Raw genomic sequence first — 25,639 nt, 5'->3', positions numbered from 1 at the left:
CTGAAAGGCGACAGGGCCTGAGGAAGCGTCGTCGGAAAACCGACAGGATCTGATGGCGCGTCGTGAAAAAGGACGCAGGATCTGATAGCGCGTCTGAGGGCGGCGCGCCCGTACACATGGCGCAATAAACTTCCCGGCGCCGCCGCCGCTCCCTAGCCTTGCCCCATGGGCAAACGAGGCGAACCAGGCAAATTGAGCACATCGGGCGAACTGGGCATGTTCGGCAGTCACGGTAGTCAGGGCGAAACGCGCAGTAAGGGCCGGCCGGGTTCCTTGTTCGACTTTCCCAACCCGGTCAACGAATACGCCGCCCGCATCACCGCCGGGCTGGTGGTCCTGCTGGCTGCCGCGACGCTGCTCACCGGCTTCGGCTGGGGCCTGGCGGTCATTGCCGCCGGTTTTTGGCTGCGCGTGCTGTTCGGCCCGAGGATCTCCCCGCTCGCCCTGCTTTCTGTCAGGGTCCTCGCTCCGCGGCTGGGACGGGTCAAGCTGGTGCCCGGGCCGCCCAAGCGTTTCGCCCAGGGGATCGGCGCCGCGATGTCCACGACGGCCGCCGTCCTGCTGGCCGCCGGCCTGGCGCCCGCCGCGTGGATTTTGCTGGCTGTGCTGGTTGTTGCCGCCTCGCTGGAGGCCTTCGCCGGGTTCTGCCTTGGCTGTGCCATCTTCGGCCTGCTGCAGCGCCGAGGACTCATCCCCGAGGATGTCTGCGAAGCGTGCAACAACGTTTCGCTCAGCCGGACGTGACGGCAACCAGCTGTCTGGCCATCCCACGGATCACTTCGGGGGCCTCGAGTGCCTCAAGCCAGTCCGCCGGCAGGCAGTCCGTGCCGTAGTACGCACCCAGGATGTTGCCCGCGATGGAGCCGGTGGAATCGCTGTCGCCGCTGTGATTGATGGCCACGGCGATCGCCGCCTTGAAATGCTCCACCGGACCGGGCGCGCCATCTCCCTCTGCGCTGTCTCCGTGTGCCAGGCGGGCAGTGGCCAGGACCGAGTACAGGCCGACGGCGAGAGCCTCCTCAGCCACCCAGCCCTCACCCAGTTCACGGACCAGATCCTCCGGGCTGAGTATGGAGGCGGCGCCGGCAAGACCTGCTTCTCCGGCGAGGCGGACCGCGGCTCCCAGCCGCTCGCGGAGTTCGGGCGCCACCTCGTTATCACCCAGCACACGGTCAAGGGCGGCCTGTGCTGCCTCGGCCAGGCCGCTGCCCTGCACAAGGGAATGGATGACCAGGCTGAAAGCGCCGGCGCTCTGCCGGGCGGAGGGATGCCCATGGGTGAGCGATGCCGCGTCGGCGCTCAATTTGTACACGGACTCCGCCGGAATGTGCGGCACCAGGCCGAACGGCGCGGATCGCATGACGGTTCCGCAGCCCTTCGAATCCGGATTGACCGGCCGAAAGACCGTTCCCATTTCGCCGGTGGCCAGCCCGCTCAGGCAGGCGTTGCCGGGTGCCCGCCGGTGCCGCAGCACCTCCTGGCCGTCAATCCAGCGCGACTGCGGCCGCGGCGCGGATTCGGGCACCGGGACTCCCTGGGTGTCCAGCCAGCGCAGGTAGGCAAGCCACACGCAGGCGTTGGCGTCGGCGCCCACCCCGGAGTTGGCCCACTCCAGGGCCTCCACGATGCCGTCGACTGTGTACAGCGTCATCTGGGTGTCGTCCGAGAAGTGGGTCCCGCCGTCGAGCGCTGAAAAATCGCGGAGTCCGGCGGCGCCGAAACGGCGCCGGATCTCGTCTATGGGATCGAACTCGACGGCGTAGCCGAGCGAGTCGCCCAGGGCGCCGCCGAGCAGGCAGCCATGGATGCGGGACTCGGGGGACGGAACGGTGCCGGGAACATTGCTCATGCAGGCAAATTTACCTTCCCGCCGGAGCTGTCCCGCCTTCGTGATTCCGGACGCTGTGGTGTTGACCGCCGTTGCGCCGGAGTGTGCACTGATATCAAACTCGCAATGCCGGGGGACCGGACGCCGGACGATAAGCTCGGATTCAGCAACCGTCCAGACTTTGCTGCCAGACTGCTGGGGCCAGCTCCCGAAGCGAGCGGCATTCCCGCTACAGAAACCGAAGGAATCCCCCATGAGCACCCCTGTGTCCGTCCCCCCGACCGATGACCGGCATTCCGCCGGAGACAACGGATTCCGGCCTGGACTCCTGTCCAGGCTCGGAGCGGAGGCGTTCGGAACACTCTTTCTGGTGGTCGCTGGGCTGGGCGTCCCGCTCTTCACCCTGCCGCAGTCAAACCCGCTGCCCGGCGCCCTCGCCGGAGGCCTTGCCGTGACAGCGGCGATGCTGGCCTTCGCTTACATCTCTGGCGGGCACTTCAACCCGGCCATCACCCTGGGCAACCTCGTCGCTGGCAGGATCGGCATCGCCGCTGCCGCTGCCTACATCGGCGCGCAGCTGGTCGGCGCGGCGGCGGGCGCGCTCGCCTTGTTCGGCGTCCTCCGCACGGTGCCCAACATCCAGGACGCGCGCACGGCCTTCGACACGGTCACCGCCGGCTTCGGCGAGCACTCCGTGATCCAGACGTCGATGGCCGGCGTGCTGCTCGTGGAAGTGCTTGGAGCAGCCCTCCTGGTGGCCGTGTTCCTAGGCATGACGGCCCGCCGAAACAACCATGCGGCCGCCGCACCCTTCGCAGTCGGGCTGGCATTTGCCGTGCTGCTGCAGCTGGGCCAGGCCCTTGGCAATGCGCCCTTCAACCCGGCCCGGGCCACCGCCTCTGCGCTCTTCAGCAGCAGCTGGGCGCTGGGGCAGCTGTGGCTGTTCTGGGTGGCCCCGATCGTCGGTGCCGGCATCGCAGGGCTTGTTTTCCGCGGGTTCGCCGACGCCCAGGGCCGCAGTGCCGCCGCCGCGGACCACACCGACGACGCCGCCGATCCCGAGTCTGAGCTCGGGGACGACTTCGAAGGCGCCTCGGGGCAGGAAGAAGTCGAAAAGCCGGCGGCCGCAGCGCCTGGTGCAGGCGGCGACGACGCGCGCGACTTCTTCGACGGGCCACGCAGCAAGGACTCCTGACGCGCCGAGGCGCGGGGTCGGCTATTTTGTCGGTGCCCGCGTCTAGCTTATGAATATGCGGTTATTGCACACTTCCGACTGGCATCTGGGCCGGTCTTTCCACGGCGTCGGCATGCTGGACGCCCAGCGCACCTTTGTCGACCAGTTGGTTGCCCGCGTCAGGGAACTCTCCGTCGACGTCGTGCTGATCGCCGGCGACGTCTACGACAGGGCACTGCCCGGCGTCGATGTGGTCAACCTCCTGGACGATGCCCTGGTCCGGCTCACCGGGGCAGGGGCACAGGTGGTGCTGACCAGCGGAAACCACGACTCGGCCATCCGGCTCGGCTTCGCCTCCCGGCTTCTGGAGAAGGGCGGTGTTCACCTGCGCACCCGCCTGCAGGAGCTGGACGTCCCTGTCCTGCTGCCACTTGATGTCACTGGGACCGATTCGGTACTCGCCATTTATGGCATCCCATGGCTCGAACCCCGGCTGGTCGCCGAGCAGCTTGGAGTGGACACCGCCAGCCACTTCGAAGTCACCCGTGCCGCCGCGGAACGGATCAGGGCCGATGTCGCCACGCGCAGCGAATCCCGGACTGTCCATTCCGTTGTGCTGGCCCATACCTTTGCCAGCGGGGGCATCAGCTCGGACAGCGAACGCGATCTCAGCATCGGGGGAGTGGGTGCGGTGCCGCTGGACCTGTTCGACGGCTTCAGCTACACAGCACTTGGCCATCTGCACGGCCGGCAGTCCCTGTCCGCGGAGGTGCGGTATTCGGGCTCGCCGCTGGCCTACTCGTTCTCCGAAGCGAAGCACCAGAAGGGCGGCTGGCTCATTGACGTTGACGAGTCGGGGGTCACCGCCGTGGAGGAGATCCTCTGGGACGCGCCTCGGAAACTTGCCGTCCTCCGGGGGACACTCGACGGGCTGCTGGAGTCCCCGGAGCACGCCTGGGCCGAGCAAGCCTACTGCCAAGTGACCCTGACGGACGCCCAGCGGCCGGCCCAGGCCATGGAGCGGCTGCGCGCCAGGTTCCCGGATACGCTCGTCCTCGGTTTTGAGCCGGAGGGGGCACCCGCCGCCTCGCAGGCGAGCTATAGCAGCCGGCTGGCGGAGGCGGAAGATGACCTCGCCGTCTGCTGCGGATTCCTGGAACACGTCCGGGGCCGGGAGCCGGACACGGCGGAACAGGCCGCCCTCACCGAAGCTTTGGAGAACGTGCGTCTGCAGGAGGCATCACTGTGAGGATCCACCGTCTGGAAATCTCTGCGTTCGGGCCGTTTGCCGGAACCGAGGAAATCGATTTTGACCGGCTGAGCGCGCACGGGCTGTTCCTGCTTAATGGCCCCACCGGCGCCGGTAAGACCAGCGTGCTGGATGCCATTTGCTATGCCCTCTACGGTTCCGTGCCGGGCGCGCGGCAGGACGGAAAGAGACTGCGCAGCGACCATGCGGACTTGGCTGTCGAACCCCGGGTGACCTGCGAGTTCACGGCCAGGGGCAGGCGTTTTGAGGTTTCCCGCTCGCCGGCGTGGGACAAGCCCAGCGCCCGCGGACGGAACGGGTTCACCACGCAGCAGGCCAAGACGCTGCTGCGCGAACGGGTGGCAGGGGCGTGGGTGGAAAAGTCCGGCCGGAATGACGAAGCCGGGGCGGAGATCACAGCGCTCCTCGGCATGGACCGCGAGCAGTTCACCCGCGTGGTTCTGCTCCCCCAGGGGGACTTCGCCGCGTTCCTCCGGTCCAAGGCTTCGGACCGGCTGGACCTGCTGCAGAAGCTCTTCGGAACCGAACGGTTCGAGGCAGTGGAGCGGGAGCTTGCGTTACAGGCCGCCGGGGCCGTGAGCCAGGTGGCCGATCTTGAGGGCAGGCTGACCCTGCTGGTGGCGAGGGCCAGGGCGGAGGCCACGGCTCTCGATGTCGACCCCGACGCGGCGCCGGAACCTGCCGGCGGTCCCGAACTGCTGTCATGGCTGGAGTCGGCCGCCTCGGAGCGTGCCTTGGCCCTGGCCGGGGATGCAGAATTTGCCGAGGAGCGGCGCCGCGGGTGCGTGGAGCGGCTCGAAGCGGAGCTGGCCAGGGAAGGAAGGCGCCTGAAGCTTGCTGCTGCCCTGCGCCGGAGGGCAGATGCAGAGGCCGCCGCCCCTGGGCTGGCCAGCGCAGGAGCCGCGCTTGACCTGCACCGGAAGGCCGAGCTCCTGGGCGGCCAGCTTAAGGCCGTGTCTGCCGCCGAATCCTTGCTTGCACGGGCGGAAAGAGCCGCGGACCTCGCCTCTGCCGGCGTGCGCGAGGCAGCGAGCTCGAGCTCCGAACTGGCAGTCAGGGAACACGGCACTGCGGAACACGGCGCTGCAGGGCACGGCGCTGCAGGGCACAGCGCCGTCGCACAACACACCGCCGTTGATGTGGCCACAGAGCTTTCGCGGCTGCGGGCGCTGGCCGCTGTGATCGGTGAACGCCTTGCCGATGAGGACCGGCTGGGTGGCCTGTACGCACGGGCCGCCGGGCTTGCGCAGCGGCAGCAGGAACTCACCCGTTCCGGAGATGACTACGCCGTCCGGCTGCTTTCCCTCCGCACCGAGATGGAGGCCCTGCGTGCAGCCCTGCAGCCACTTGAACAGCTGGCAGGGGAATCCGTGCTGCGGACCAAGGAAGCGGCAACCGCCGACGAGCTGGTGGATGTTGTCAGGCGCTACGGAATTGCTGCGGCCGGGTGCGCTGCAGTCACCGAACGGCACCTCAAAGGCCGGGAACACCACCAGGAACTGCGCCGGCAATGGCTGGACGTCCGTGAGGAACGCCTGTCCAATGCGGCGGCCGAATTGGCTTCGCGCCTGGAACACGGGGCGCCCTGTCCCGTCTGCGGCAGCCCGGAGCACCCCGAGCCGGTTCCCGCCGGGGACTCCGTCCTGGGGCTTGCCGAGAAAGAGGAACGGGCCAAGGAGCGCAGCGAGGCGGCCGAAAGGGCGCTGGCTGCACTGGAAGCGGAGCTTTCCGAGGCCAGGCAGCTGGTCGCCGTTCTCGCCAGCCAGGACGGCGACACCGATCCCGCCGAAGCCGCGGAGGCCGCCCAGTCCGCCCGGGAAGCTGCTGCCGAGGCGGCCGCGGCCGTTGCGGAACTGGCAGCGAGCAAGAGCAGGCAGGAGGAACTGGCTGAGCGCATCGAGGCCACGGAGCAGATGCGCGTGGACCTGCTGTCGCAGTTGGCGCAAACAGAATCCGCCCTGACCGAGATCGAGGGGCAGTCCGCCGCCCTGGAATCATCGCTCGAAACGCTTCGTGCCGGACATGCCAGCCTCGCTCTCCGCAGCGACGCCATCTCCCACCTTGTCGACATTCTCGAACAGGCTGACGCCGCCCGGTCGCAGCTGGACCAGGCTGCTGCCCGCCTGGCTGAGGCAAGGGCCGGGCTGGACCGCGCCCTTCCCGAGGCCGGATTCGCATCGGCCGCCGAGGCCCGCCAGGCCCTGCTGCCGGGGGCGGAAGCGGCGCGGCTGGAGTCTGCCGTCCAGTCCGGGCGCGACGAGGAGATACGGCTGGAGGAACTGTTCGCCAGCGAAGAGCTCGTTGTCGCGGCAAAGGAGCAGACCGCCAGGGAAGACGAAAGCGGCTCCGCCGCCACGCCAGCGGACCTGGAACTGCTGCGCACTGAGGCCGAACAGGCCGCCCGGGCAGCAAAGGACATCGAATTGGTGGCGGGCATGGCGCGTCAGGCGGCCCGGACCCTGGGTCGCCTCCGTGCGGAGTATGGGGAACTCGCTGAATCCGGCCGGGAGCCCCGGGAACGCGCTGAAATCCTGAAAGGCCTCGCCGAAGCGGCCCGGGGCTCCGGCGACAACAGCTACCGGATGAGCCTTAACGCGTACGTCCTTGCGGCACGGCTCGAACAGGTCGCCATTGCCGCGTCGGAAAGGCTCGTCGCCATGAGCGACGGCCGCTACACCCTGGAGCACTCGGACGCGCGGGCAGCCCGGAACGCCAAGTCAGGGCTGGGACTGGAAGTCGTGGACGAATGGACCGGCCGCCGCCGGGACACCTCGACCCTCTCCGGCGGGGAATCCTTCATGGCCTCTCTGTCGCTGGCCCTTGGCCTTGCTGACGTGGTGCAGCAGGAAGCCGGCGGTGTCGACATTGAAACGCTGTTCGTCGACGAGGGCTTCGGCAGCCTCGACGAGCAGGCACTGGAGCAGGTCATGGATGCACTGGAGAGCCTCCGCGACGGGGGCCGCGTGGTGGGCCTCGTGAGCCACGTGGGGGAGATGAAGCAGCGCATCGGCAGCCAGCTCCAGGTGGTGAAGCAGCGCAACGGCTCCACGGTGCATATCGTCGATGCGCTCGTAACGGTCTGACCCCGGTGATGCCCTCCGCCGGGCGGGCATCACCGGCGGGGCCATCACTTCGGCCGGGTTTCCGCCCACCGGGCGTACCGCCGTCGTGACTTCCGCGTCCCGTAATGCGTGTCCAGTACCATGGGACTGTTACCGGGTTCAGCGCATCGGGAGGAGGGACGATGCGCACGACTGAACGAGCCCGCATACATGAGCACTTCAACGGCGCCCCAACCACCCGCCGACCCCCGTCCCATCGCCCCGTCCGCCAACACCAAGCCGCCCACCCCGCAGTTCGGCGGCCGTTTCGCGCGCCTGCCGGCTCTGGCGGGAAGCGGATTCCTGCCCGTGGGCCTGTTTGCCCGCCTGCCCCTCGCGATGCTGACCCTGGGAACCCTCACCCTTGCCACATCGGTCACCGGCTCCTATGCCGTGGGCGGAGCCGCTGCCGGCGCCGTCGGTATCGGCTCGGCCGTTGGTGCGCCGATCCTCGGCTGGCTGGCGGATCGGCTCGGCCAGCGGCCGGTACTGCTGATCGCGGCCGTGCTGAACGTCGTGGCCGTCCTTGCCGTCATTGCCACCGCGTATCTGATTCCCGGGGTGCACGACGTCGGCGCCGCGTGGGGCGTCATCGCAGCCGCTTTGGCGGCGGGCCTCAGCTGCCCCCAGGTCGGCCCGCTGGCGCGAGTCCGGTGGATGGCACTCACAGCCGAAAGCCGGCGCGCCGGGGACAGTACTGATCTAGACGTCGCGCTGTCCTATGAGAGCACGGCCGACGAACTGACGTTCGTGCTGGGTCCGGCCCTCGTGGGCGTCCTGGCAAGCCTGGTCACCCCCTGGCTGCCGCTGGCCCTGGCCGCCGCGCTCACCCTCACACTCGTTCCGGCCTTCGCCGTCCACCGTACCCACGCCGCTGTTCCGCGGCGGGCCGCCGCCGGCACCCGCGCCGTAAGGGGAAGTGCCCCGGGAGAAAATGCCGAAACCCGGGTACGCAGCCGCTTTGCCGGGCTGGCCCGCGTGGCACTTCCGGTCCTGGCCATGGTCTGCATGGGCACGTTTTTTGGCTCCACGCAGGCAGCCTTGAGCGCATTTGCCTCCGGTTTCGCTACATCAGAGGCAGCCGGACTCCTGTACGCCGTCATGGGAATAAGCTCGGCCGCGGCCGCGATCTCGGTGGCCTACTGGCCGGCCGGCTTCCCCGTGACTGCCCGCTGGGTGGCCGGGGCGGCAGCCATGGCCGGGCTGTCGGCCCTGCTGTTCCTACCAACCGACGGCTGGGGCATGGTGCTGGTACTGCTTGCGCTGGGCTTGCCGGTGGGTCCGGTCATGGTCACGGTGTTTGCCATTGGCGGGCTCGTGGCGCCGGCGGGCCGGCTGGCCACTGTGATGACGGCGCTCGCCAGCGGCATCGTGGCGGGCACCGCCCTGGGTTCGTCTATCGGCGGCCAGTTGGCACAGGAAGGGGGCCACAACGCCGCCTTCCTCGTCTCGGCAGCCGCCGCGGCGGCGCTGTTCGTTCTCGGGGCGGCGGCCGCCGCCGTCGTCCGTTCCCGGAACCGGTCCGCTCAGGCCAGCTGACCTTCGATCCGGGCCGCGCTGGCGGTCAGGGCAGCGGCGACCTCGGCCGGATCCTCCGATGAGCGGATGTAGACGACGGCGACAGCCGCCGGGCGTCCGCCGGGCACACGGACCGGCGCAGCAAGCGAGGAAACCCCGGCGATGACCTCGTCGTGGCTTGCCGCGTAACCGAGCTTCCGCGCCTCGCCAGCTTCCGGGCGGTACGGCACGGCGGGAGCCAGCTGGCTCCACTCTTGCTCCGTCAGGGCGGACTGGATGGCTATGCCGGGCGCACCGGAACTGATCGGATGGCGGGACCCCGGATGCTGCACCACTGTGGCGGCCGAATGCCGTGGTTCCACCGTCACGAGTGTCACGCATTCCTGGTGGTCCCACACCGCCAGGAAGGCCGTCATATTGAGTGTGTTGGCCAGCTGGGTCAGTTCCGGCAGGGCAGCGGTCTGGAGGTTCCGTGAAACGCCGCGTGCCAGAACCGCCAGGCCGGGGCCGGGCTGGACCCGCCCGGCGTCGTCGCGCACCAACAGGGAGTGGTCCTCAAGGGTCCGCAAAATCCGGTAGGCCACGGAACGGTGGACGCCCATGGCCTCCGCCAGCTCGGCGATGGTCAGGGGGCGGTCTGCTTCGGCAAGGATTTCCAATGCGCGGATGCCCCGTGAGAGCGTCTGCGATGGCGAGGTCTGGGCGGGCGCAACCTGCGCTGCGGCACCGGCGTTGGGAGTCATGCTGTCCATCCTAGGCAGGTATGCGGGGCGGCCAGCCAAAGGGCAACCTTGAGCCCGTCGCCGCTATCCGTTCGCTATGAGATTTCCGTGTTCAAATATGGAACAGTCTAGCTGTTGTGCGCCGGGCCGGCTGAGGGGTGCGCCAAATCACACTTCGTAGTATCCTCACACTAACTGACCGTTCGATCAGTAAATCGAACAGCTTCACATCAACTTCGGCAGTAGCCCTGCCCCGGCCACGGAGTTTCAATGACCGCAACGTCACCCGTAGATTCAGAGGTTGGCCCCAGCAGCAAGCGGGAGGAACGCAAAGTCCTCGCCGGCACGCTGGTGGGCACCACCATCGAATGGTACGACTTCTTCATCTTCGCCCAGCTGACGGCAACCCTGCTGTCCCCGCTGTTCCTTGCCCCGCTCAACCAGTCCAACCCGGGCCTGGCGCAGATCCTTTCCTTCGCCCTGATTGGCATCAGCTTCCTGTTCCGCCCGCTCGGCGCCATCGTTGCCGGACACCTGGGCGACCGCCTGGGCCGCAAGGCAATGCTGGTGTTCACCCTCATCATGATGGGTGCCGCAACGGCCCTGATCGGCATGCTGCCGACGTACGCCCAAATCGGCGCCTGGGCGCCAATCCTGCTGATCCTCCTCCGCGTGCTCCAGGGCTTCTCCGCCGGCGGCGAATGGGGCGGGGCCGCCCTCATGGCCGTGGAGCACGCGCCGCTGCACAAGAGGGGGCTTTTCGGCGCCTACCCGCAGATCGGTGTTCCCGTCGGCATGATTCTGGCCACGGGGCTTCTGTTCTTCCTGAACTCCGGGATGTCGAAGGAAGACTTCGCCTCCTGGGGCTGGCGCGTTCCCTTCCTGCTCTCCATCGTCCTGATCGTGGTGGGCTACATCATCCGCCGCGCAGTCGGCGAAAGCCCGGTCTTCAAGGAAATGACCGCGCGCAAGGCCGAAAGCAAGGCGCCCCTCGGCGAGCTCATCCGCCACCACAAGAAGGCGGTACTGCACTCCACCCTCATCTTCATCGGCAACAACGCGGCAGGCTACCTCCTGATTGCCTTCTTCATCGCCTACGCCACCAGGACACTGAAGATGCCGACGCCACAGATTCTGCTGGCCACCACGCTGGCATCCTTCGGGTGGCTGATCTTCACCCTGGTGGGCGGCTGGCTCTCGGACCGGATCGGCCGGGTCAAGACCTTTCTGACCGGCTACGCGATTGTCTTCGTCTGGATGATCCCGATGTTCGCCCTCATCGACACGAAGGACATCGTGCTCTACGGCGTGGCGCTGTTTGTCCTCACGGTGGGCCTTGGCCTGTCCTATGGCCCCATGTCGGCCATGTACGCGGAGATGTTCCCCGCCCATGTGCGGTACTCGGGGATCTCGATCGGCTACGCGTTCGGCGCGATCCTGGGCGGCGCGTTTGCCGCCACCATCGCCGAAACACTCCTGCAGAGCACCAAGTGGACCGGCTCCATCGGCATCTACATCATGGTTCTGTGCGTTATCTCAGCCATCGGCGTGGTTCTGGCGAAGGAAACGAGGGGCAGGCCCCTCGGCGTCAGCCGGCACTAGATGCGGGCGCCGGCGCTAGATGCGGGCGCCGTGCAGCATGGCAATGGCGTCCTCGTCCCTCAGTTGCTCAAAGTGCCGGTAAAAGGCTCCCACTGCCCGGAACCGTCCGGGCAAGTGCAGACACAGGACATTGCAGACCCGGGACAATGACTTCTCCGCCTCGATCGAACCGACGGGCGCGGCGGCCACTACCGCTGCCGCGCCTGCCATCCGCACGGCCTCGACGGCCGCCCGCATGGTGGCCCCTGTCGCCAGGCCGTCGTCCACGAGGAGGGCCGTCTTGCCGTTGACGTCGGGATGCACGGCCGGATAGCTGTCGGCACGGCGCATCAGTTCGGTCCGCTCCCGGCGCTCCACCTGGTCGAGCCACTCCTGCCGCACGCCGTCGACCAGAATCCGCTCCACGAGGGGCCTGTTGAGAAGGCGGACGATCCTTCCGCCTGAGTATGCGAGCGCGCCGTATGCGGTCTCGTCATGGCCCGGGATGCCAAGCTTGCGGACCAGCAGGGCACCGAACGGCAGGTGCAGGACCTCGGCCGCGGCGACGGCCACCGGGATGCCGCCCCGGGCCAGGCCCAGCACCAGGGTGTCCGGGCGCTCCCGGAACTGCGGAAGGGCGGCCGCAAGCTGCCGTCCTGCGTCTTCCCGGTCCTCAAAAACCATGCCCATGGGTTCCTCTTCCGGTGTCTCCGCCCCCAAAGTCCAGCCTACGCCCGTCGGCTCCGGTGGGAGCCGGGGTATTCGACGGCGTTCGGGCGGGGGCGGGAGGCAGGGAAGCCCGGGCCGATCCGCCGGCTAGTTGCCGAGGAACGTGATGGCCGCCTGCTTGAAGGCGCGGCTGGTGATGGCGTTGGTGTGCGTGCGGCCGGGCAGTACCAGCTGCTCGGCAGCGGAACCGGCCTTCGCTGCCAGTTCGGCAAGCTGCGGCATGGACGTGGCGCGTTCATCGTTTTCGCCTGCCACCAGCAGAACGGGCATGTGCGGCACGGCCTCGGCCGGGTCGTACGGTTCACCCTTGATGGCCTCCACCAGGGACAGCAGCGCGAAGATGTTGTTGCTCGGCAGCGCCTGCGCCATGCTGAGGAGCCCGGCTGTGGACGCATCCGCAATGGGCGTGCCGTCCGCCAGGTAGCGCTGGGCGGCGACGAGGTCGAAGGCCGCCAGCGGGTCCGCCATGTTCGGGCCGCCCAGGACCAGCCGGTGAACCAGCTCCGGCTGGGTGGCGCCGAACTCCCAGCCAAGCCGGGAACCGAGGGAATAGCCGATGACGTCCAGCCCGCTGGCGGGGTCACCCTCGCGCAAAGGCCGGGCGCCGGCGTCGAACGCGATCTGCAGCAGGTCCGCCCTGATCCGGCTGGGCGAGTAGGAGTCCATGTCCTCCGGCGCGCCGCTCCGGCCGTGGCCAGGGAGATCGACGGCGATGACGCGGCGGCCGGCCTCCAGCAGCGCCGGGATCCAGCCGGTGTCTTCCCAGTTCAACTTGCTGGACGCGGAGAAGCCGTGGATGAGGAGGATGGGGCGGAGTCCGGCGTCGTTCTTGGGGTCGTGCACCGCGACGTATAGCTGCGGGTCGGTGCCCTCGACCGTGTGGGAGTGCTGTTCACCGGTGTGTCTGCCGCTCATGGCCTCAGTCCTCGTCAAGTCTCAGTCCTCATCATGTACAGGGCTCGCCTGGACTGCTTCGTCGCCGGTCCGCCGTGGATGGGCACCACTCTACCCGGCGGCGGAGCGGGGAAATCCACGGCTAGGAGCGCCGGGCGCGCCGGGATGCCGCGATCCGCGCGCCTGCCCAGCAGGCGGCGGCGATGCCGGCAATCAGCAGCAGCGTGCTGATCAGCTGGAGGCGGCTGCTCTCGGCGCTGAAGCCCACGGCAAAGACCAGCCCCAGCAGAACCAGGCCGAACACGGTGAGCCCGGGGAAGCCCCTCATCCGCAATGGCAGGGGAGTGCCGTCGCGGTCTGCCCGCCGGCGCAGGATGAGCTGGGAAACCAGTGCCGAACCCCAGACCACGAGGCACGTGGACCCGACGAGCTGGAACAGGGCCGGCAGGATGCGCTCGGGGAACAGCAGTTCCAGGACCGTGGCGATGAAGCCGAACGCGACCGAGACGCCGACGGCGACCATCGGCACGCCCGCGCCGCTGAGCCGGGACAGGAAGCCGGGAGCCTCGCCGCGCTCTGCCAGCGAGAACACCATCCGGGACGCCCCGTACAGGTTGGCGTTCAGGGCGGACAGCAGGGCGACGACGGCCACCAGGGTGATGGCGGTGGCGGCACCCGGGATGCGGGCCGCATCCAGGACGCCCGCGAACGGCGACGACAGCGCCTCCGAGGTGGCGGGAAGGACGGCTGCGATCACGAAGACGGAGCCGATGTAGAAGACGAGGATCCGCCAGACGACCGTCCGGATAGCCTTGGTGACGCTGTGTTCGGGGTTTTCGGTCTCCGCCGCTGCGACGCTGACGATCTCCGTGCCGCCGAACGCAAAAATCACCACGAACAGGGCGGTTGCAATGCCGGCCAGGCCCGAGGGCGCGAAGTCTCCGGTGATGTTGGCCAGACCCGGGGACTGTGCGTCCGGCAGCAGGCCCAGCAGCAACGCGGCGCCGATGGCGAGGAACAGGACGATGGCGGCCACCTTGAGGATGGCAAACCAGAACTCGAACTCGCCGAAGTTCTTCACGCCGGCCAGATTGATGCCGGTGAACACCACCATGAACACCAGGGAGAGCGCCCATACCGGAACCACCGGCCAGACGGAAAACAGCAGCCCCGCGGCGCCGAGCGCCTCTGCGGCGATGACCACCACCAGCTGCAGCCACCAGAGCCAGCCCACCGTTGCCCCGGCGGTCTTGCCCATGGCGCGTTCGGCGTAAACGGAGAAGGCGCCGCTGTTGGGGTTGGCTGCCGCCATTTCGCCCAGCGCCCACATGACCAGGATGATAAGGGTGCCGGCGACGAGGTAGGACACCAGGACTGCCGGGCCGGCCGCCTGGACGCCGGCGCCGGAGCCCAGGAAGAGCCCGGCTCCTATGGCGCTGCCCAGGCCCATCATGGTGAGCTGGCGGGGCTTCATGCTGTGGCGGAGCTGTACTGCGGGTCGCTCTGCCGTGGACTTCGTCGTCATGGTGCGTACCTTCTTGGGGTTGGGGAACTGGTCCTTTTGGGACCTTTCGAATTTACACCCAACTTCCGGCGCAACATTTTGCATCCCGGGCGGCCGGTCGTAGAATCAGTTTGAGTCAACTTGACTATAACTAACCGAGGCGGGCAGCAAGCGGGGCCCGCCGATCGCAGCGAAGCGGGTGATTACCGTGTACACCACCTCAGCCAATGTGGCCGAGCGGCAGTCCGCGCCGCCGTCGCTCGCCATTTCCACGGTGATCTTCGCGCTCCGCCCCAGCGAGTCCTCCGGCCGGCCCACCCTGTGGATCCCGTTGGTCCGGCGGATCCGGGAGCCCTTCAAGGGCCTCTGGGCCCTGCCCGGCGGTCCGCTGACCCACGCCGAATCCCTGCAGGACGCTGCCTCGCGGAACCTGAGGGAAACAACGGGGCTGGCTCCCAGCTACCTGGAGCAGCTCTACGCCTTCGGCGGCCTGCACCGCTCGCCCACGCAGCGCGTGGTGTCCATCGTCTACTGGGCGCTGGTCCAGCCCACCGAGGCTGCCCTCGCGGACGAATCCGAGAACGTCCGCTGGTTCCGGGCCGACAAGCTTGGCAGCCTGGCCTTCGATCACAACGGGATTGTGGACTACGCCCTCTGGCGCCTGCGGAACAAGCTGGCCTACGGCTCCATCGCCTACCACTTCCTGGGCGAATACTTCACCCTCGCCCAGGTCCGCGAGGTCTACGAAGCCGTTTTGGACACGCAGCTGGACCCTGCCAACTTCCGCCGGCAGATCAAGTCGACGCCGGAAATCGAAGAAACCGGTGAATACCTTCAGGGCGGCAAGCACCGCCCGCCGCGTCTTTACCGATTTACCGGCCGCCCCGGCCTCGACCCAGATAACAGGAGCACCCCATGAGCAGCGTCAACACTGCCATCCAGCTGATCACGCGCGAACAGGCCGAGAAGGCCACGGCTGCCGGCGCCGGCGGCACCTGCAGCCCGGCGCTGGCCAAGGGCCCCTGGGAATACGACCTCGCGGAAACGCTCGCCGGCGTCCCCGCCTATGGTCCCGGGGCCTCCAGCGCGGACGTCGCGCCTGCCTCCACGCCGCGCCAGGGCCAGCTTCCCGAAGAGTACAAGCTTGCCGGCGAAGCTGAACTCGATGCCCGGATCCGGGCTGCCAAGGCAACGCTGGGCGACCGCGCCGTCATCCTCGGCCACTTCTACCAGCGCGACGAGGTTGTCCAGTACGCCGACTTTGTCGGGGATTCATTCCAGCTTGCCAACGCCGCGCTGACCCGGCCGGACGCCGAGGCGATCGTGTTCTGCGGCGTGCACTTCATGGCCGAAACTGCTGACACGCTCTCCACGCCGGAGCAGGCGGTCATCCTGCCCAACCTCGCGGCCGGCTGCTCCATGGCTGACATGGCCGACGCCGATTCCGTGGAAGAGTGCTGGGAGCAGCTTGAGGAAATCTTCGGCACCGAGCCCGACGCCGAAGGCCGCGTTCCCGTCATCCCGGTCACCTACATGAATTCATCCGCGGCGCTGAAGGCCTTCTGCGGCCGGAACGGCGGCATCGTCTGCACGTCCTCCAATGCCAAGACGGTCCTCGAGTGGGCCTTCGAGCGCGGCCAGCGCGTCCTGTTCTTCCCGGACCAGCACCTCGGCCGCAACACGGCCAAGGCGCTGGGTGTCCCGCTCGAGCAGATGCCCATGTGGAACCCGCGCAAGGAACTTGGCGGCAACGACGAGCAGTCCCTGCTGGATTCCCGCGTGATCCTCTGGCACGGATTCTGCTCGGTGCACAAGCGTTTCAGCGTGGCCCAGATCGAGAAGGCACGCGCCGACTTCCCGGGCGTCAACGTCATTGTGCACCCGGAGTGCCCCATGGAAGTGGTGGACGCGGCAGACTCCGCCGGCTCCACCGACTTCATCCAGAAAGCCATCGCGGCGGCCACTGAGCCCACGGTCTTCGCCATCGGCACCGAGATCAACATGGTGAACCGGCTGGCGGCCCAATACCCGCAGCACACCATCTTCTGCCTGGACCCGGTCATCTGCCCGTGCAGCACCATGTACCGGATCCACCCCGGTTACCTGGCCTGGGTCCTCGAAGAGCTCGTCGCCGGCCGGGTGGTTAACCGCATCACCGTGGACGATGACGTGCAGCAGGACGCCAGGACGGCACTCGAGCGCATGCTCGCTGCCAAGCCCCAATAGGGAGCCCGCAATGACCAGCGAAAACGGAAGGGCCGGCCGCCCGCGGCTCGCCGTCGTCGGCAGCGGCATCGCCGGCCTGTACGCCGCGCTGCTCGCGGCTGAGGCAGGCGCCGACGTTGTGCTGCTGACCAAGGGCGCGCTCGCGGACAGCAACACGTACTTCGCCCAGGGCGGCATTTCCGCCGTCCTGGACGAGCCGGCTCCCGGCGATACCGTGGCCGCCCACATCGCCGACACCTTGAAGGCCGGCGCCGGGCACTGCAACCCGCGTGCCGTCCGGGTGCTCTGCACCGAGGCGCGCCGGGACATCGCCGGGCTCGGCCGCTTCGGCGTCCGCTTTGACCTGGACGACTACGGCGATCCCTCCTTGGGTCTCGAGGCCGCCCACTCCGCGCCGCGCATCCTGCACGCCGGCGGCGACGCCACCGGCGCCGGCATCGCCAACGCCTTGATCTGTGCCGTGCTGGCCGCGCAGGCCACGGGCAGGATCCGGCTGCTCGGCCACGCCACCGTCACCGCCCTCCTGCAGCAGGGCCGCCGGGTCACGGGCGTTGAGTACCTGCAGGACGGCCGGCCGGGCAGCATCCAGGCCGACGCCGTGCTGCTGGCCACCGGCGGGGCGGGGCAGCTGTTCGCACAGACCACCAACCCGTCCGTTGCCACCGCGGATGGCCTGGCCCTCGCCTGGCGCGCCGGTGCGGCCGTCGCTGACCTGGAGTTCTTCCAGTTCCACCCCACCTGCCTGGTCAGGCCGGACGGGGCACCGGCAGCCGGGGGAACAAAGTCCGACGGCGGCCAGGACCCGCTGCTGATCTCCGAGGCAGTGCGCGGCGAGGGGGCCATCCTCGTTGACGCGCAGGGCCGCCGCTTCCTGCACGGCTACCACCCCGACGCCGAACTCGCGCCGCGCGACGTCGTTTCCCGCAGCATTGCCCTCCACCTTGCCGCGCTCGGCGACCCCAACGGCCACGTCTACCTGGACGCCCGCGGCCTCGAGGAGTCCAGGGGACCAGGGTTCCTCAAGCGCCGCTTCCCGACAATCACCCGGCGCACCCGCGAAGCCGGCATCGACTGGACCCGGGAGCTCGTCCCGGTCGCGCCGGCCGCGCACTACTGGATGGGCGGCGTCTCCACCGACCTGCACGGCCGCACCACCGTCCCCGGGCTCTTCGCGGCGGGCGAAGTTGCCTGCACCGGCGTCCAGGGCGCCAACCGGCTGGCGAGCAATTCGCTGCTCGAGGGACTGGTGTTCGGGCGGCGTGCTGTTGAGGCGTTTCTTGGTGACAACCATGAGTCGTCGCAAGACGGCACTAATGAGTCGGGGGCGTCGACTAACGGCACCCCTCCGCGTGCTAGCTCGGCCGCTAGCGGCCTCCCTTTGACGCACGCTTCCGGGGCACCGTCAGCCGACGCTTCCGTAGCACTGTCCCGCGACTTCTGGACGGACGACCAAACCCCTGACCCCTACCCGGAGATGATGGGAAGTGGTCCTGAACTCCGGTCGTCGCAGGGGCTGGGCCGGCTGCCCCGAACAGAACCTATTGATGAGGCGTCCACTGTATCTGGCGTCTTTTCTCGGGAAGCCCTGCGGCGGGTGATGACTGCCAAGGCAGGGGTGTTGCGCAGTGGGGAGCTGCTGCGCGAGGCGGGGGCCGCGATTGGGGCGTGGGCCGCCGTCGTGCGTCCTGAAACGGTGCCGCAGTCAGCGGACCCGGCCGCGCACGAGGACGCCAACCTGCTGCTAGCCGCGCAGCTGCTGGTCCACGCCGCCCGCGAGCGGCGGGTGTCGCTCGGCGCGCATTACCGGGATGACAGCCAGCCGGCAGATCTTCCAGTCGACGACCTAGACGAAGAATTCAGAATGAGCCCGAAAGCGAGCCTTGTCCATGACTAGCCTGACCCTCCCTGCAGCACCCGTCCGCGAGATCCTGGAGCGGGCCTTCGTGGAGGATGCGCCCAGCGGCGACATCACCTCGCAGCTGCTGATCCCGGCCGAGGCCAGCGCCACCGCCGTGCTCAACGCCCGCGTCCCGGGAGTCTTCAGCGGCGGCAGCGTGTTCCGCGACGCCATGCTGATGGTGGACCCGGACACGCAGGTGGAACTGCTCGTGGCCGACGGCGAGGTCTTCGCCGCCGGAACAAAGCTGGCACGGGTTACCGGCCGGGCGCGCAGCGTGCTGCTGGCCGAGCGGGTCGGCCTCAACCTGGCACAGCGGATGAGTGCCATCGCCACCAAGACGGCCGAATTTGTGGCTCTGGCCTCCGGCACCAAGGCCCGCATCACCGACACCCGCAAGACCACTCCCGGCCTGCGCGTCCTGGAACGGTACGCCGTCCGGTGCGGCGGCGGCGCCAACCACCGCTACAGCCTTTCCGATGCCGTGCTGGCCAAGGACAACCACCTGGCCGTCATGACCGGGGGAGACCCGGCACGGCTGACCGCCCTCCTCGCCGACGCGAAGGCCAAGCTGGGACACACCACGCACTTCGAAGTGGAGGTGGACAGCGCCGAGCAGATCGAGCCCGTCCTGGCCGCCGGAGTGGACACCATCATGCTGGACAACTTCAGCCTGGAGGAACTCCGTGCCGGTGTCCGGCAGGTCGCCGGGAGGGCCATCGTGGAGGCCAGCGGCAACGTCAACCTCCGCACCGTTGCGGACATCGCCGCCGCAGGCGTGGACGTCATCTCCGTCGGTGCCCTGACGCACAGCGTCACGGCCCTGGACCTCGGCCTGGACGTCGAACTGACAGTGGGGTGAGCACACCATGATCTTCCTGGACGCAGCAGCCACAACACCCGTCCGCCGCGAGGTGCTGGAGGCCATGTGGCCCTACCTCACCGGCGAGTTTGGCAACCCGTCAAGCCACCACTCGCTCGGTGACTCCGCCGCACGGGCACTTGCGGACGCCCGTAAGACCGTGGCCGCGGTGCTGGGCTGCAGGCCCGGGGAGATCACCTTCACCTCGGGTGGCACGGAGGCGGACAACCTCGCCGTCAAGGGTATTGCCCTCGCGCGGCAGACCGCGGACCCGGCGCTGAACCGGGTGGTGATCAGCGCCGTCGAGCACCCTGCCGTGGAGGAGTCCGCACGGTATCTGGAACGCTTCCACGGCTTCACCGTGGACGTGGTGCCCGTCGACGGGAACGGAACCGTGACCCCGGAGGCACTCGCCGCGGTGCTGCGGGACGAAACCGCAATGGTCAGCATCATGTACGCCAACAACGAGGTGGGGACCGTCCAGCCGGTGGCTAAGCTCGCGGAGCTGGCACGGGGGCGGGGGATCCCCTTCCACACCGACGCCGTGCAGGCCGCCGGCTGGCTGCCGCTGGATGTGCGGGCGCTCGGCGTGGACGCGCTGAGCATCTCCGGGCACAAGCTGGGGGCGCCCAAGGGTAACGGGGTCCTGTTCGTTCGCGGCCGGACGCGCATCGAGCCGCTGGTGCACGGCGGTGGCCAGGAACGGGGCAGGCGTTCCGGCACCGAAAACGTGGCGGGAGCCGTGGCCCTGGCCACCGCCCTCACCCTGGCGTACGCCGACCAGCCCGCGCTCGCAGCCCGCGTCACCGGCCTGCGCGACCGTTTTTATTGCCGCCGTGCTGGACGGCGTACCGGGTGCTCTGCTGACCGGCCATCCATCCGAGCGGCTGCCCTCGGTGGCGTCGTTCTGCTTTCCGGGCACCAGCGGGGAGTCGGTGCTCCTGGAACTCGAGCGCCAGGGCGTAGTCTGTTCCAGCGGCTCGGCGTGCGCGGCCGGCTCGGACGCGCCGTCGCCGGTGCTGGTGGCACTGGGCATCGAAGCGGAGGTGGCGCAGACCGCCGTGCGGTTCAGCTTTGATTCGTCGGTGACCGCCACCGACCTGGAGGCAGCAGCCGCGGCGGTGACAGCCGCCGTCGGAAGCGTGCGGAACCTGGGCGGCGTGCCGGTCAGCTAGCGGCCGTGACGGGGTTGGAAAGCTCCCCGATTCCGCCCACCCGGCACGTGACGGTGTCGCCCGGCTGGATGCCGGCGCTCGCCGCCGGGAACCCGGTGAGCACCAGGTCGCCGGGGTGCAGGGTCATGAACGACGTCAGGTAGACCAGGATCTCATCCACCTTCCAGCCCAGGTCCGCGGTGCTGGCCGCGGGCAGTTCGGTGCCGTTATGGACGACGCCGACAGGCAGGTCCGCATGGTCCAGCTCCGTGACGATCCAGGGGCCGGCCGGCGTGAAGGTGTCCTGGCTCTTGGCGCTCAGCCAGAGCTCATCGGACTTTTGCAGCTTCCGTGCGGTGACATCGTTGCCGATGGTGTAGCCCAGGACCGCCGTCCGTGCATTGCCGAGGGTCAGGTTTTTCGCTGTCCGGCCGACGACGACGGTTAGTTCCGCCTCCGGCTCCACCAGTCCGATTCCGGCCGGCAGCTCAATCGCTTCGCCCGGCCCGATCACGCTGGTGGCCGCCTTGTGGAAGGCCTGTGCGGGAAGGTCCCGGCCGGCCTGCCCGGTGTTGTGGGCCATCCCGAGGACGTTGGCCGCAACGCTCGGCGCCAGGAACGTGAAGCTGTCCTCGGAGACCTCAGCTCCCGGTTCCCATCCCTGGCGTTGGGGGCTGCCGGCATTGGCGCGCGAGCCGGGGAAGGGGGACTCCACCACCGTCCATGTCCGCCCTGCGATGCCCGCGAAGTCCGAGGCGTCGTTGGCCACGAAGAACTGCTCGGGCAGCTGTGCCTGGTCCGGGTCTGTGTCTGGGGACGGTCCTGAGGAAGCGGACGGCGACGGGGCAGTGGCGAGAGGGCGGACGCGGGCGATCCGCCGCGGGGGAGCTGGGGTCATGCAGCCATCGTATGTGCGCGGCTGGGCGGCCCCGAACTGCGTGACGTCAGTACAGCTCGCCGACGGGGATCTCCACGGCCAGCCGGTTGGCGGGGCCGGCGAGCGGGCAGGCCCAGGCCTCGTTGTAGGCGCACGAGGGGTTGTAAGCGAAGTTGAAGTCCAGCACGTACTGGGCGTCGGGCCCGGAGCCCCGGACGCCGTGGAACGCGCCCTTGATGGTGTCCAGGAGGTAGCGGCCGGCACCGTAGCTTCCGCCGGGCTTTCCGGCGGTGGCGTCGCGGAACGGGACGAAGATCCCGCCGCCGTAGCCCATCAGCTTCCACACGGCCAGCTGTCCCATTTCTGGAAGGTCGAACGTTCCCAGCCGGACAAACCTGACCAGCCCGTCCGTTCCCGTTTCGACGGTCATTTCCCGCCCTGCGCCCTCCTTGGTCAGGGGCACGTAGAAGCGGTAGATGGGATCGTAGTCGGCCGTCCTGAGCCCGTAAAAGGATGCCTTGGCCTCGGCCGTCAGGGCCGACGCTGCATGAGTCCCGAACATGCGGTCGCGCTCCTGGCGCCAGTAGGCGTGGGCTTCCTCGGGGCTGTCCGCGGCGATCTTGCGCACAGTGTCGTAAAGGGCAAAGGTCCGCAGCCGCCAGTCGGCAATGTCGAGGGCGGACATGTTCGCCAGCGTCTGCTCTGCTTCGTCCAGCTCATGTTCGTCCATGACCTCAGCCTAGTTGCTAATTCATCGCCGAAACGCTGCCCGGCAACCCCCGGACGGGTCTGGCGTCCCGGCTAGGCTGGAGCCATGACAGGGATCACCGCCTCTGGACGCATCGGGATCGCCGCCGCCATGCTGTTGACGGCGGGACTGATGGCCGGCTGCAGCAGCGACGGAAAGGGCGCGCCCGTCTGGACGGCGGAGCCGGGCACCACCCCGGCGACCGGGGCGGCCTCGGGTTCCGCGAGTCCCACTGCAAGCGCGTCGGCTGGTGCCTCTGCGACGGCCGGAGCCACGGCGGCGGCATGGAAGGTCTTCACCGACCCCGCCAAGACCGTGAGCTTCGAGCTTCCGCAGGACTGGATTGCCCAGTCGGTGGAACCGGACAAGGGAACCCTTCCCGGCGCGGTGAAGATCGAGGTTAAGGACGCGGACGGCACCTATCTGGCCACCCTGCAGACCGGGCTGCCGGAGGCAGCGGCAGCCACGTGTGCCGGCACCGCCCGCAAATCCTACGTCGTCGTCAGCAGTGTCCCCGTCGAGCTGCCGCACAGCGGCGGGCAGGGAACCATCGACCCGCACGTGGTGTTCAGGGTGATCCAGGGCTACCGCTACTTCGGCTCCTACGGCATCACCAATCTGGTGGGCGGCGCCGATTCCAAGGCCTGCCAGCTGCAGAACGTGGTGCAGGGCCTGGCCGGCAAGGGGAACTACTCGTTCAGCGACGTGCGCTCGCTGAAGGCGTTTGCCCCGGATGAAAAGGTGGCCCCGGCCAAGGTTTTCGACACGCTTGACCAGGCCGCCAGCTACGTCAACGAGGGCTCCGAATTCGCCAATGTCCAGCGGATGCTAATGTCTCTGAAGATCAAGAACTAGTCCCGCTGCGCCTCCGGCACATCCCCCGTCCGCAGCCGCGACTGGCTGACGCCGCCTCACACCCCGGAGACCCATGGAACGAACTGTTGCTGCCCGCCTGGTATTTAAGACAGTGGCCGACACCAAGGTGGCAATGGCCATCTCCGTGGCGAGGAACGCCGGCTACACGTCCTTCGAGGAGAACCTCAGCGTGACGGCGGACGGGGAACAGGTTCCGCTGACTGAGCTTTCGGACCACCACGGCGGCAGGTTCCACTATATGGAGTTCGCCGAGCCCACGGAGGTCACGGTGGATTACTCGGCGAACGTTGCGGGCCGCGCCGAACCCGAGGATGCCGCGCTGATGGAGCTGATCCGGTACGTCCGGCCCAGCCGCTACGCGGAGTCTGACCGGCTGCTTCCCACGTCGTATGCCGAGTTCGGCGGACTCCAGGGCGAGGAGCTCCTGCACGCCGTCCGCAACTGGGTGTTCAACGAACTGCGCTACGTCAGCGGCTCCTCCCGGGGAACCGACGGCGCCGTGGAGACCCTCCTGAACCGGCGGGGCGTCTGCCGGGACTATGCGCACCTGGCCATCTCGCTGCTGCGCGCCAAAAACGTGCCTGCCCGGCTGGCGGCTGTCTATGCGCCGGGCCTTTCCCCGATGGACTTCCATGCCGTGGCCGAGGCCCATATCAACGGGGCGTGGCACGTGATCGACCCCACCGGCCTGGCGCCCAGGGAGGCCATGCTGCGCATCACGGCCGGGCGTGACTCCTCGGACACGGCCTTCCTGTCCACCGTGGGCGGAAGCTTGTCCCTCCGGGAGATCCGCGTCTTGGCCACGGTGGACGGCGAGCTGCCGGCGGAAGATCCGGACAAGCTGGCCGTCATCGGCTGACCGGAACTGCAGGCTTAACTGGCGTCCCGCCGTCGGCCGTCCGACGGAGGAGCGCCGTCACTGCCGTCCCGGCTGACGGGACGGCGGTGACTAGGCGGCAGTGACTAACGGGACGGCAGGGAAGCGCGCAGCTTCTCCGTGAGGCGGAGCAGCTCCCGTTGCTCCGCGGCCGTCAACGCCGGGGCAACGAGCTCGGCGATGTCCCGCACGTGCTCCCGGCCGATCTCCTTCTGCAGCGCCGCGCCGTCCTCCGTCAGCTTCAGCAGCACGCCCCGGCCGTCGTTCGGGGCCGGCTGGCGCTCCACCAAGCCGCGTTTCTCCAGCCGGTCCACCAGCCTGCTCAGGCTGGACTGGCTCAGGAGCACGTTGTCGTTCAGTTCGTTCAGGCGCAGCCAGCCGGACGGGCACCGCGACAGGGTGAACAGTACGTCGTACTCGTTCACCGTCAGGGTCCGGAATGCAGGGCCGGACTGCAGCCGGCGCATCACGGCCACCTGCGCGCGGAACAGCGACTCCCAGGTTTCTGCCGCCAGCCGGACGGCGGACGTCCCCGAAGCTGTTCGGGGTGTCATCGCGACTCCGTCGGGGAGGCGGCGGTTTCTTCGGCTGCGATCCGTGCGGCAACGCGTCCGGCGTGCGTGGGCGGAGCCGGGATGTGCGCCGGTGTGCGGTCTGCGTACTCCTTGCGCAGGACCGGCAGGACTTCCTCGCCGAACAGGTCCAGCTGCTCCAGGACGGTCTTCAGCGGCAGCCCGGCGTGGTCGATCAGGAACAGCTGGCGCTGGTAGTCGCCGAAGAACTCGCGGAACGTGAGGGTCTTCTCGATGACCTCCTGCGGGCTGCCGACGGTCAGCGGGGTCTGGGACGTGAAGTCCTCCAGTGACGGGCCGTGGCCGTAGACGGGGGCGTTGTCGAAGTACGGCCGGAACTCCTTCACGGCGTCCTGGGAGTTCTTCCTCATGAAGAACTGCCCGCCCAGCCCCACGATGGCCTGGTCAGCCTTGCCGTGGCCGTAGTGCTCGTAGCGCTCGCGGTAGAGGTTGATCAGCTGCTGGTAGTGCTCCTTGGGCCAGAAGATGTTGTTCGCGAAGAAACCGTCGCCGTAGTAGGCAGCCACTTCCGCGATCTGCGGGCTGCGGATGGAGCCGTGCCACACAAAGGGGGACACGCCGTCGAGCGGGCGCGGGGTGGAGGTGAAGTTCTGCAGCGGCGTGCGGAACTTGCCGGACCAGTTGACGGTGTCCTCGTCCCACAGCTTGCGCAGCAGGCTGTAGTTCTCGATGGCGAGCTCGATCCCGTCCTGGATGTTCTTGCCGAACCAGGGGTAGACCGGTGCCGTGTTGCCGCGGCCCAGCACCAGGTCCACGCGACCGTCGGCAAGGTGCTGCAGCATGGCGAAGTCCTCGGCGATCTTGACCGGATCGTTCGTGGTGATCAGCGTGGTGGCCGTGGACAGCGTGATGCGCTCGGTCTGGGCGGCGATGTACGCGAGCGTGGTGGTGGGGGAGGACGAGAAGAACGGCCGGTTGTGGTGCTCACCGATGGCGTAGACGTCCATGCCGATTTCTTCGACCTTTTTGGCGATCGCCACGGAGGCCTTGATGCGCTCGTGCTCGGTGGGGGTCCGGCCCGTGGTGGGGTCCTGGGTGATGTCGCTGACGCTGAATACGCCGATCTGCATGATGAGCCTTCCGTTCGCCGAAGTTGTTCGGGCCTGTGCTACCAGTGTACCCGATTTACATGCATTTGCATGTACTGCCCTCAACGTCGCCGGCGCCAGGTTATTCCCGCCCCTCCCAACTAAGTAGCACTTCAGGGG

21 protein-coding genes and 1 pseudogene are annotated in these 25,639 nt (G+C 68.4%); 13 read left to right on the top strand and 9 right to left on the bottom strand.

What is annotated here, in order from left to right:
- The first annotated feature begins 216 nt into the window (after nt 1-216).
- Nucleotides 217-744, top strand: coding sequence for a DUF4395 domain-containing protein (locus ACHMXB_RS08925; protein ID WP_395405201.1), 528 nt, complete (start codon nt 217-219; stop codon nt 742-744).
- On the opposite strand, the gene ACHMXB_RS08920 is transcribed toward ACHMXB_RS08925, so the two are convergent.
- Complete coding sequence (locus ACHMXB_RS08920) at nt 731-1,849, bottom strand: ADP-ribosylglycohydrolase family protein (protein WP_395404558.1); 1,119 nt, start codon at nt 1,847-1,849, stop codon at nt 731-733. The genes ACHMXB_RS08925 and ACHMXB_RS08920 overlap by 14 nt on opposite strands.
- Nucleotides 1,850-2,081: 232 nt before the next feature.
- Here ACHMXB_RS08920 and ACHMXB_RS08915 point away from each other — a divergent pair, with 232 nt between their 5' ends.
- From ACHMXB_RS08915 to ACHMXB_RS08900, 4 genes are all read left to right on the top strand, one after another.
- Nucleotides 2,082-3,023 (top strand): MIP/aquaporin family protein, encoded by a 942-nt coding sequence (locus ACHMXB_RS08915; protein WP_395404556.1) that lies wholly within the window; start codon nt 2,082-2,084, stop codon nt 3,021-3,023.
- A 55-nt stretch (nt 3,024-3,078) separates the two neighbouring features.
- Nucleotides 3,079-4,251 (top strand): exonuclease SbcCD subunit D, encoded by a 1,173-nt coding sequence (locus ACHMXB_RS08910; protein ID WP_395404554.1) that lies wholly within the window; start codon nt 3,079-3,081, stop codon nt 4,249-4,251.
- On the top strand, nt 4,248-7,355 hold the full coding sequence (locus ACHMXB_RS08905) for an AAA family ATPase (protein WP_395404553.1): 3,108 nt from the start codon (nt 4,248-4,250) through the stop codon (nt 7,353-7,355). The genes ACHMXB_RS08910 and ACHMXB_RS08905 overlap by 4 nt, the downstream gene beginning before the upstream one ends.
- Before the next feature lie 189 nt (nt 7,356-7,544).
- Nucleotides 7,545-8,912, top strand: coding sequence for an MFS transporter (locus tag ACHMXB_RS08900; RefSeq protein ID WP_395404551.1), 1,368 nt, complete (start codon nt 7,545-7,547; stop codon nt 8,910-8,912).
- Here ACHMXB_RS08900 and ACHMXB_RS08895 read toward each other — a convergent pair.
- Nucleotides 8,900-9,634, bottom strand: a complete 735-nt coding sequence (locus ACHMXB_RS08895; RefSeq protein WP_395404549.1) for an IclR family transcriptional regulator — start codon at nt 9,632-9,634, stop codon at nt 8,900-8,902. The two genes, ACHMXB_RS08900 and ACHMXB_RS08895, sit on opposite strands and share 13 nt — an antisense overlap.
- Nucleotides 9,635-9,883: 249 nt before the next feature.
- Between ACHMXB_RS08895 and ACHMXB_RS08890 the strand changes: the two genes are divergently transcribed.
- On the top strand, nt 9,884-11,215 hold the full coding sequence (locus ACHMXB_RS08890) for an MFS transporter (RefSeq protein WP_395404547.1): 1,332 nt from the start codon (nt 9,884-9,886) through the stop codon (nt 11,213-11,215).
- A gap of 15 nt (nt 11,216-11,230) precedes the next feature.
- Here ACHMXB_RS08890 and ACHMXB_RS08885 read toward each other — a convergent pair whose 3' ends face one another.
- From ACHMXB_RS08885 to ACHMXB_RS08875, 3 genes are all read right to left on the bottom strand, one after another.
- Nucleotides 11,231-11,884, bottom strand: coding sequence for a phosphoribosyltransferase (locus ACHMXB_RS08885; RefSeq protein ID WP_395404545.1), 654 nt, complete (start codon nt 11,882-11,884; stop codon nt 11,231-11,233).
- Nucleotides 11,885-12,010: 126 nt separating this feature from the next.
- Complete coding sequence (locus tag ACHMXB_RS08880) at nt 12,011-12,838, bottom strand: alpha/beta fold hydrolase (RefSeq protein WP_395404543.1); 828 nt, start codon at nt 12,836-12,838, stop codon at nt 12,011-12,013.
- Nucleotides 12,839-12,959: 121 nt separating this feature from the next.
- A complete protein-coding gene (locus tag ACHMXB_RS08875; RefSeq protein ID WP_395404541.1) occupies nt 12,960-14,342 on the bottom strand; it encodes an amino acid permease in 1,383 nt (460 codons plus the stop codon).
- Between the two features lie 187 nt (nt 14,343-14,529).
- On the opposite strand from ACHMXB_RS08875, the gene ACHMXB_RS08870 reads away from it, so the two are divergent.
- The 5 genes and pseudogenes from ACHMXB_RS08870 (at nt 14,530) to ACHMXB_RS08850 (ending at nt 20,481) form a co-directional block, all read left to right on the top strand.
- Complete coding sequence (locus ACHMXB_RS08870) at nt 14,530-15,240, top strand: NUDIX domain-containing protein (protein ID WP_236809353.1); 711 nt, start codon at nt 14,530-14,532, stop codon at nt 15,238-15,240.
- On the top strand, nt 15,237-16,547 hold the full coding sequence (gene nadA / locus ACHMXB_RS08865) for a quinolinate synthase NadA (RefSeq protein ID WP_395404539.1): 1,311 nt from the start codon (nt 15,237-15,239) through the stop codon (nt 16,545-16,547). The genes ACHMXB_RS08870 and nadA overlap by 4 nt, the downstream gene beginning before the upstream one ends.
- A 10-nt stretch (nt 16,548-16,557) precedes the next feature.
- On the top strand, nt 16,558-18,441 hold the full coding sequence (gene nadB / locus ACHMXB_RS08860; protein ID WP_395404537.1) for an L-aspartate oxidase: 1,884 nt from the start codon (nt 16,558-16,560) through the stop codon (nt 18,439-18,441).
- On the top strand, nt 18,434-19,306 hold the full coding sequence (gene nadC, locus ACHMXB_RS08855) for a carboxylating nicotinate-nucleotide diphosphorylase (protein ID WP_395404535.1): 873 nt from the start codon (nt 18,434-18,436) through the stop codon (nt 19,304-19,306). Before nadB ends, nadC begins: the two co-directional genes overlap by 8 nt.
- A gap of 7 nt (nt 19,307-19,313) precedes the next feature.
- A pseudogene (locus ACHMXB_RS08850) lies at nt 19,314-20,481 on the top strand (cysteine desulfurase family protein).
- On the opposite strand, the gene ACHMXB_RS08845 reads toward ACHMXB_RS08850, so the two are convergent.
- Nucleotides 20,474-21,358 (bottom strand): fumarylacetoacetate hydrolase family protein, encoded by an 885-nt coding sequence (locus tag ACHMXB_RS08845; RefSeq protein WP_395404533.1) that lies wholly within the window; start codon nt 21,356-21,358, stop codon nt 20,474-20,476. The pseudogene ACHMXB_RS08850 and the gene ACHMXB_RS08845 overlap by 8 nt on opposite strands.
- A gap of 46 nt (nt 21,359-21,404) precedes the next feature.
- Nucleotides 21,405-22,067 (bottom strand): DUF1684 domain-containing protein, encoded by a 663-nt coding sequence (locus tag ACHMXB_RS08840; protein WP_395404531.1) that lies wholly within the window; start codon nt 22,065-22,067, stop codon nt 21,405-21,407.
- A gap of 84 nt (nt 22,068-22,151) precedes the next feature.
- On the opposite strand from ACHMXB_RS08840, the gene ACHMXB_RS08835 reads away from it, so the two are divergent.
- Entirely contained in the window at nt 22,152-22,940 is a 789-nt protein-coding gene (locus ACHMXB_RS08835) for a hypothetical protein (RefSeq protein ID WP_395404529.1), read from the top strand.
- Nucleotides 22,941-23,013: 73 nt separating this feature from the next.
- Nucleotides 23,014-23,820, top strand: a complete 807-nt coding sequence (locus ACHMXB_RS08830; RefSeq protein ID WP_395404527.1) for a transglutaminase family protein — start codon at nt 23,014-23,016, stop codon at nt 23,818-23,820.
- Nucleotides 23,821-23,924: 104 nt separating this feature from the next.
- Here ACHMXB_RS08830 and ACHMXB_RS08825 read toward each other — a convergent pair whose 3' ends face one another.
- Nucleotides 23,925-24,392, bottom strand: a complete 468-nt coding sequence (locus tag ACHMXB_RS08825) for a MarR family winged helix-turn-helix transcriptional regulator (protein ID WP_395404525.1) — start codon at nt 24,390-24,392, stop codon at nt 23,925-23,927.
- The gene (locus ACHMXB_RS08820; protein ID WP_395404523.1) at nt 24,389-25,501 is read right to left on the bottom strand and encodes an LLM class flavin-dependent oxidoreductase; all 1,113 of its coding nucleotides are present in this window, start codon (nt 25,499-25,501) and stop codon (nt 24,389-24,391) included. The genes ACHMXB_RS08825 and ACHMXB_RS08820 overlap by 4 nt, the downstream gene beginning before the upstream one ends.
- Nucleotides 25,502-25,639 lie beyond the last annotated feature (138 nt).

Source organism: Arthrobacter sp. UC242_113 (genome assembly GCF_044054585.1).
In the GTDB taxonomy this organism is placed as follows: Bacteria; Actinomycetota; Actinomycetes; order Actinomycetales; family Micrococcaceae; genus Arthrobacter.
Note: the sequence above shows the minus strand (reverse complement) of the source record. Positions and strands in the feature narration are given on the sequence as shown.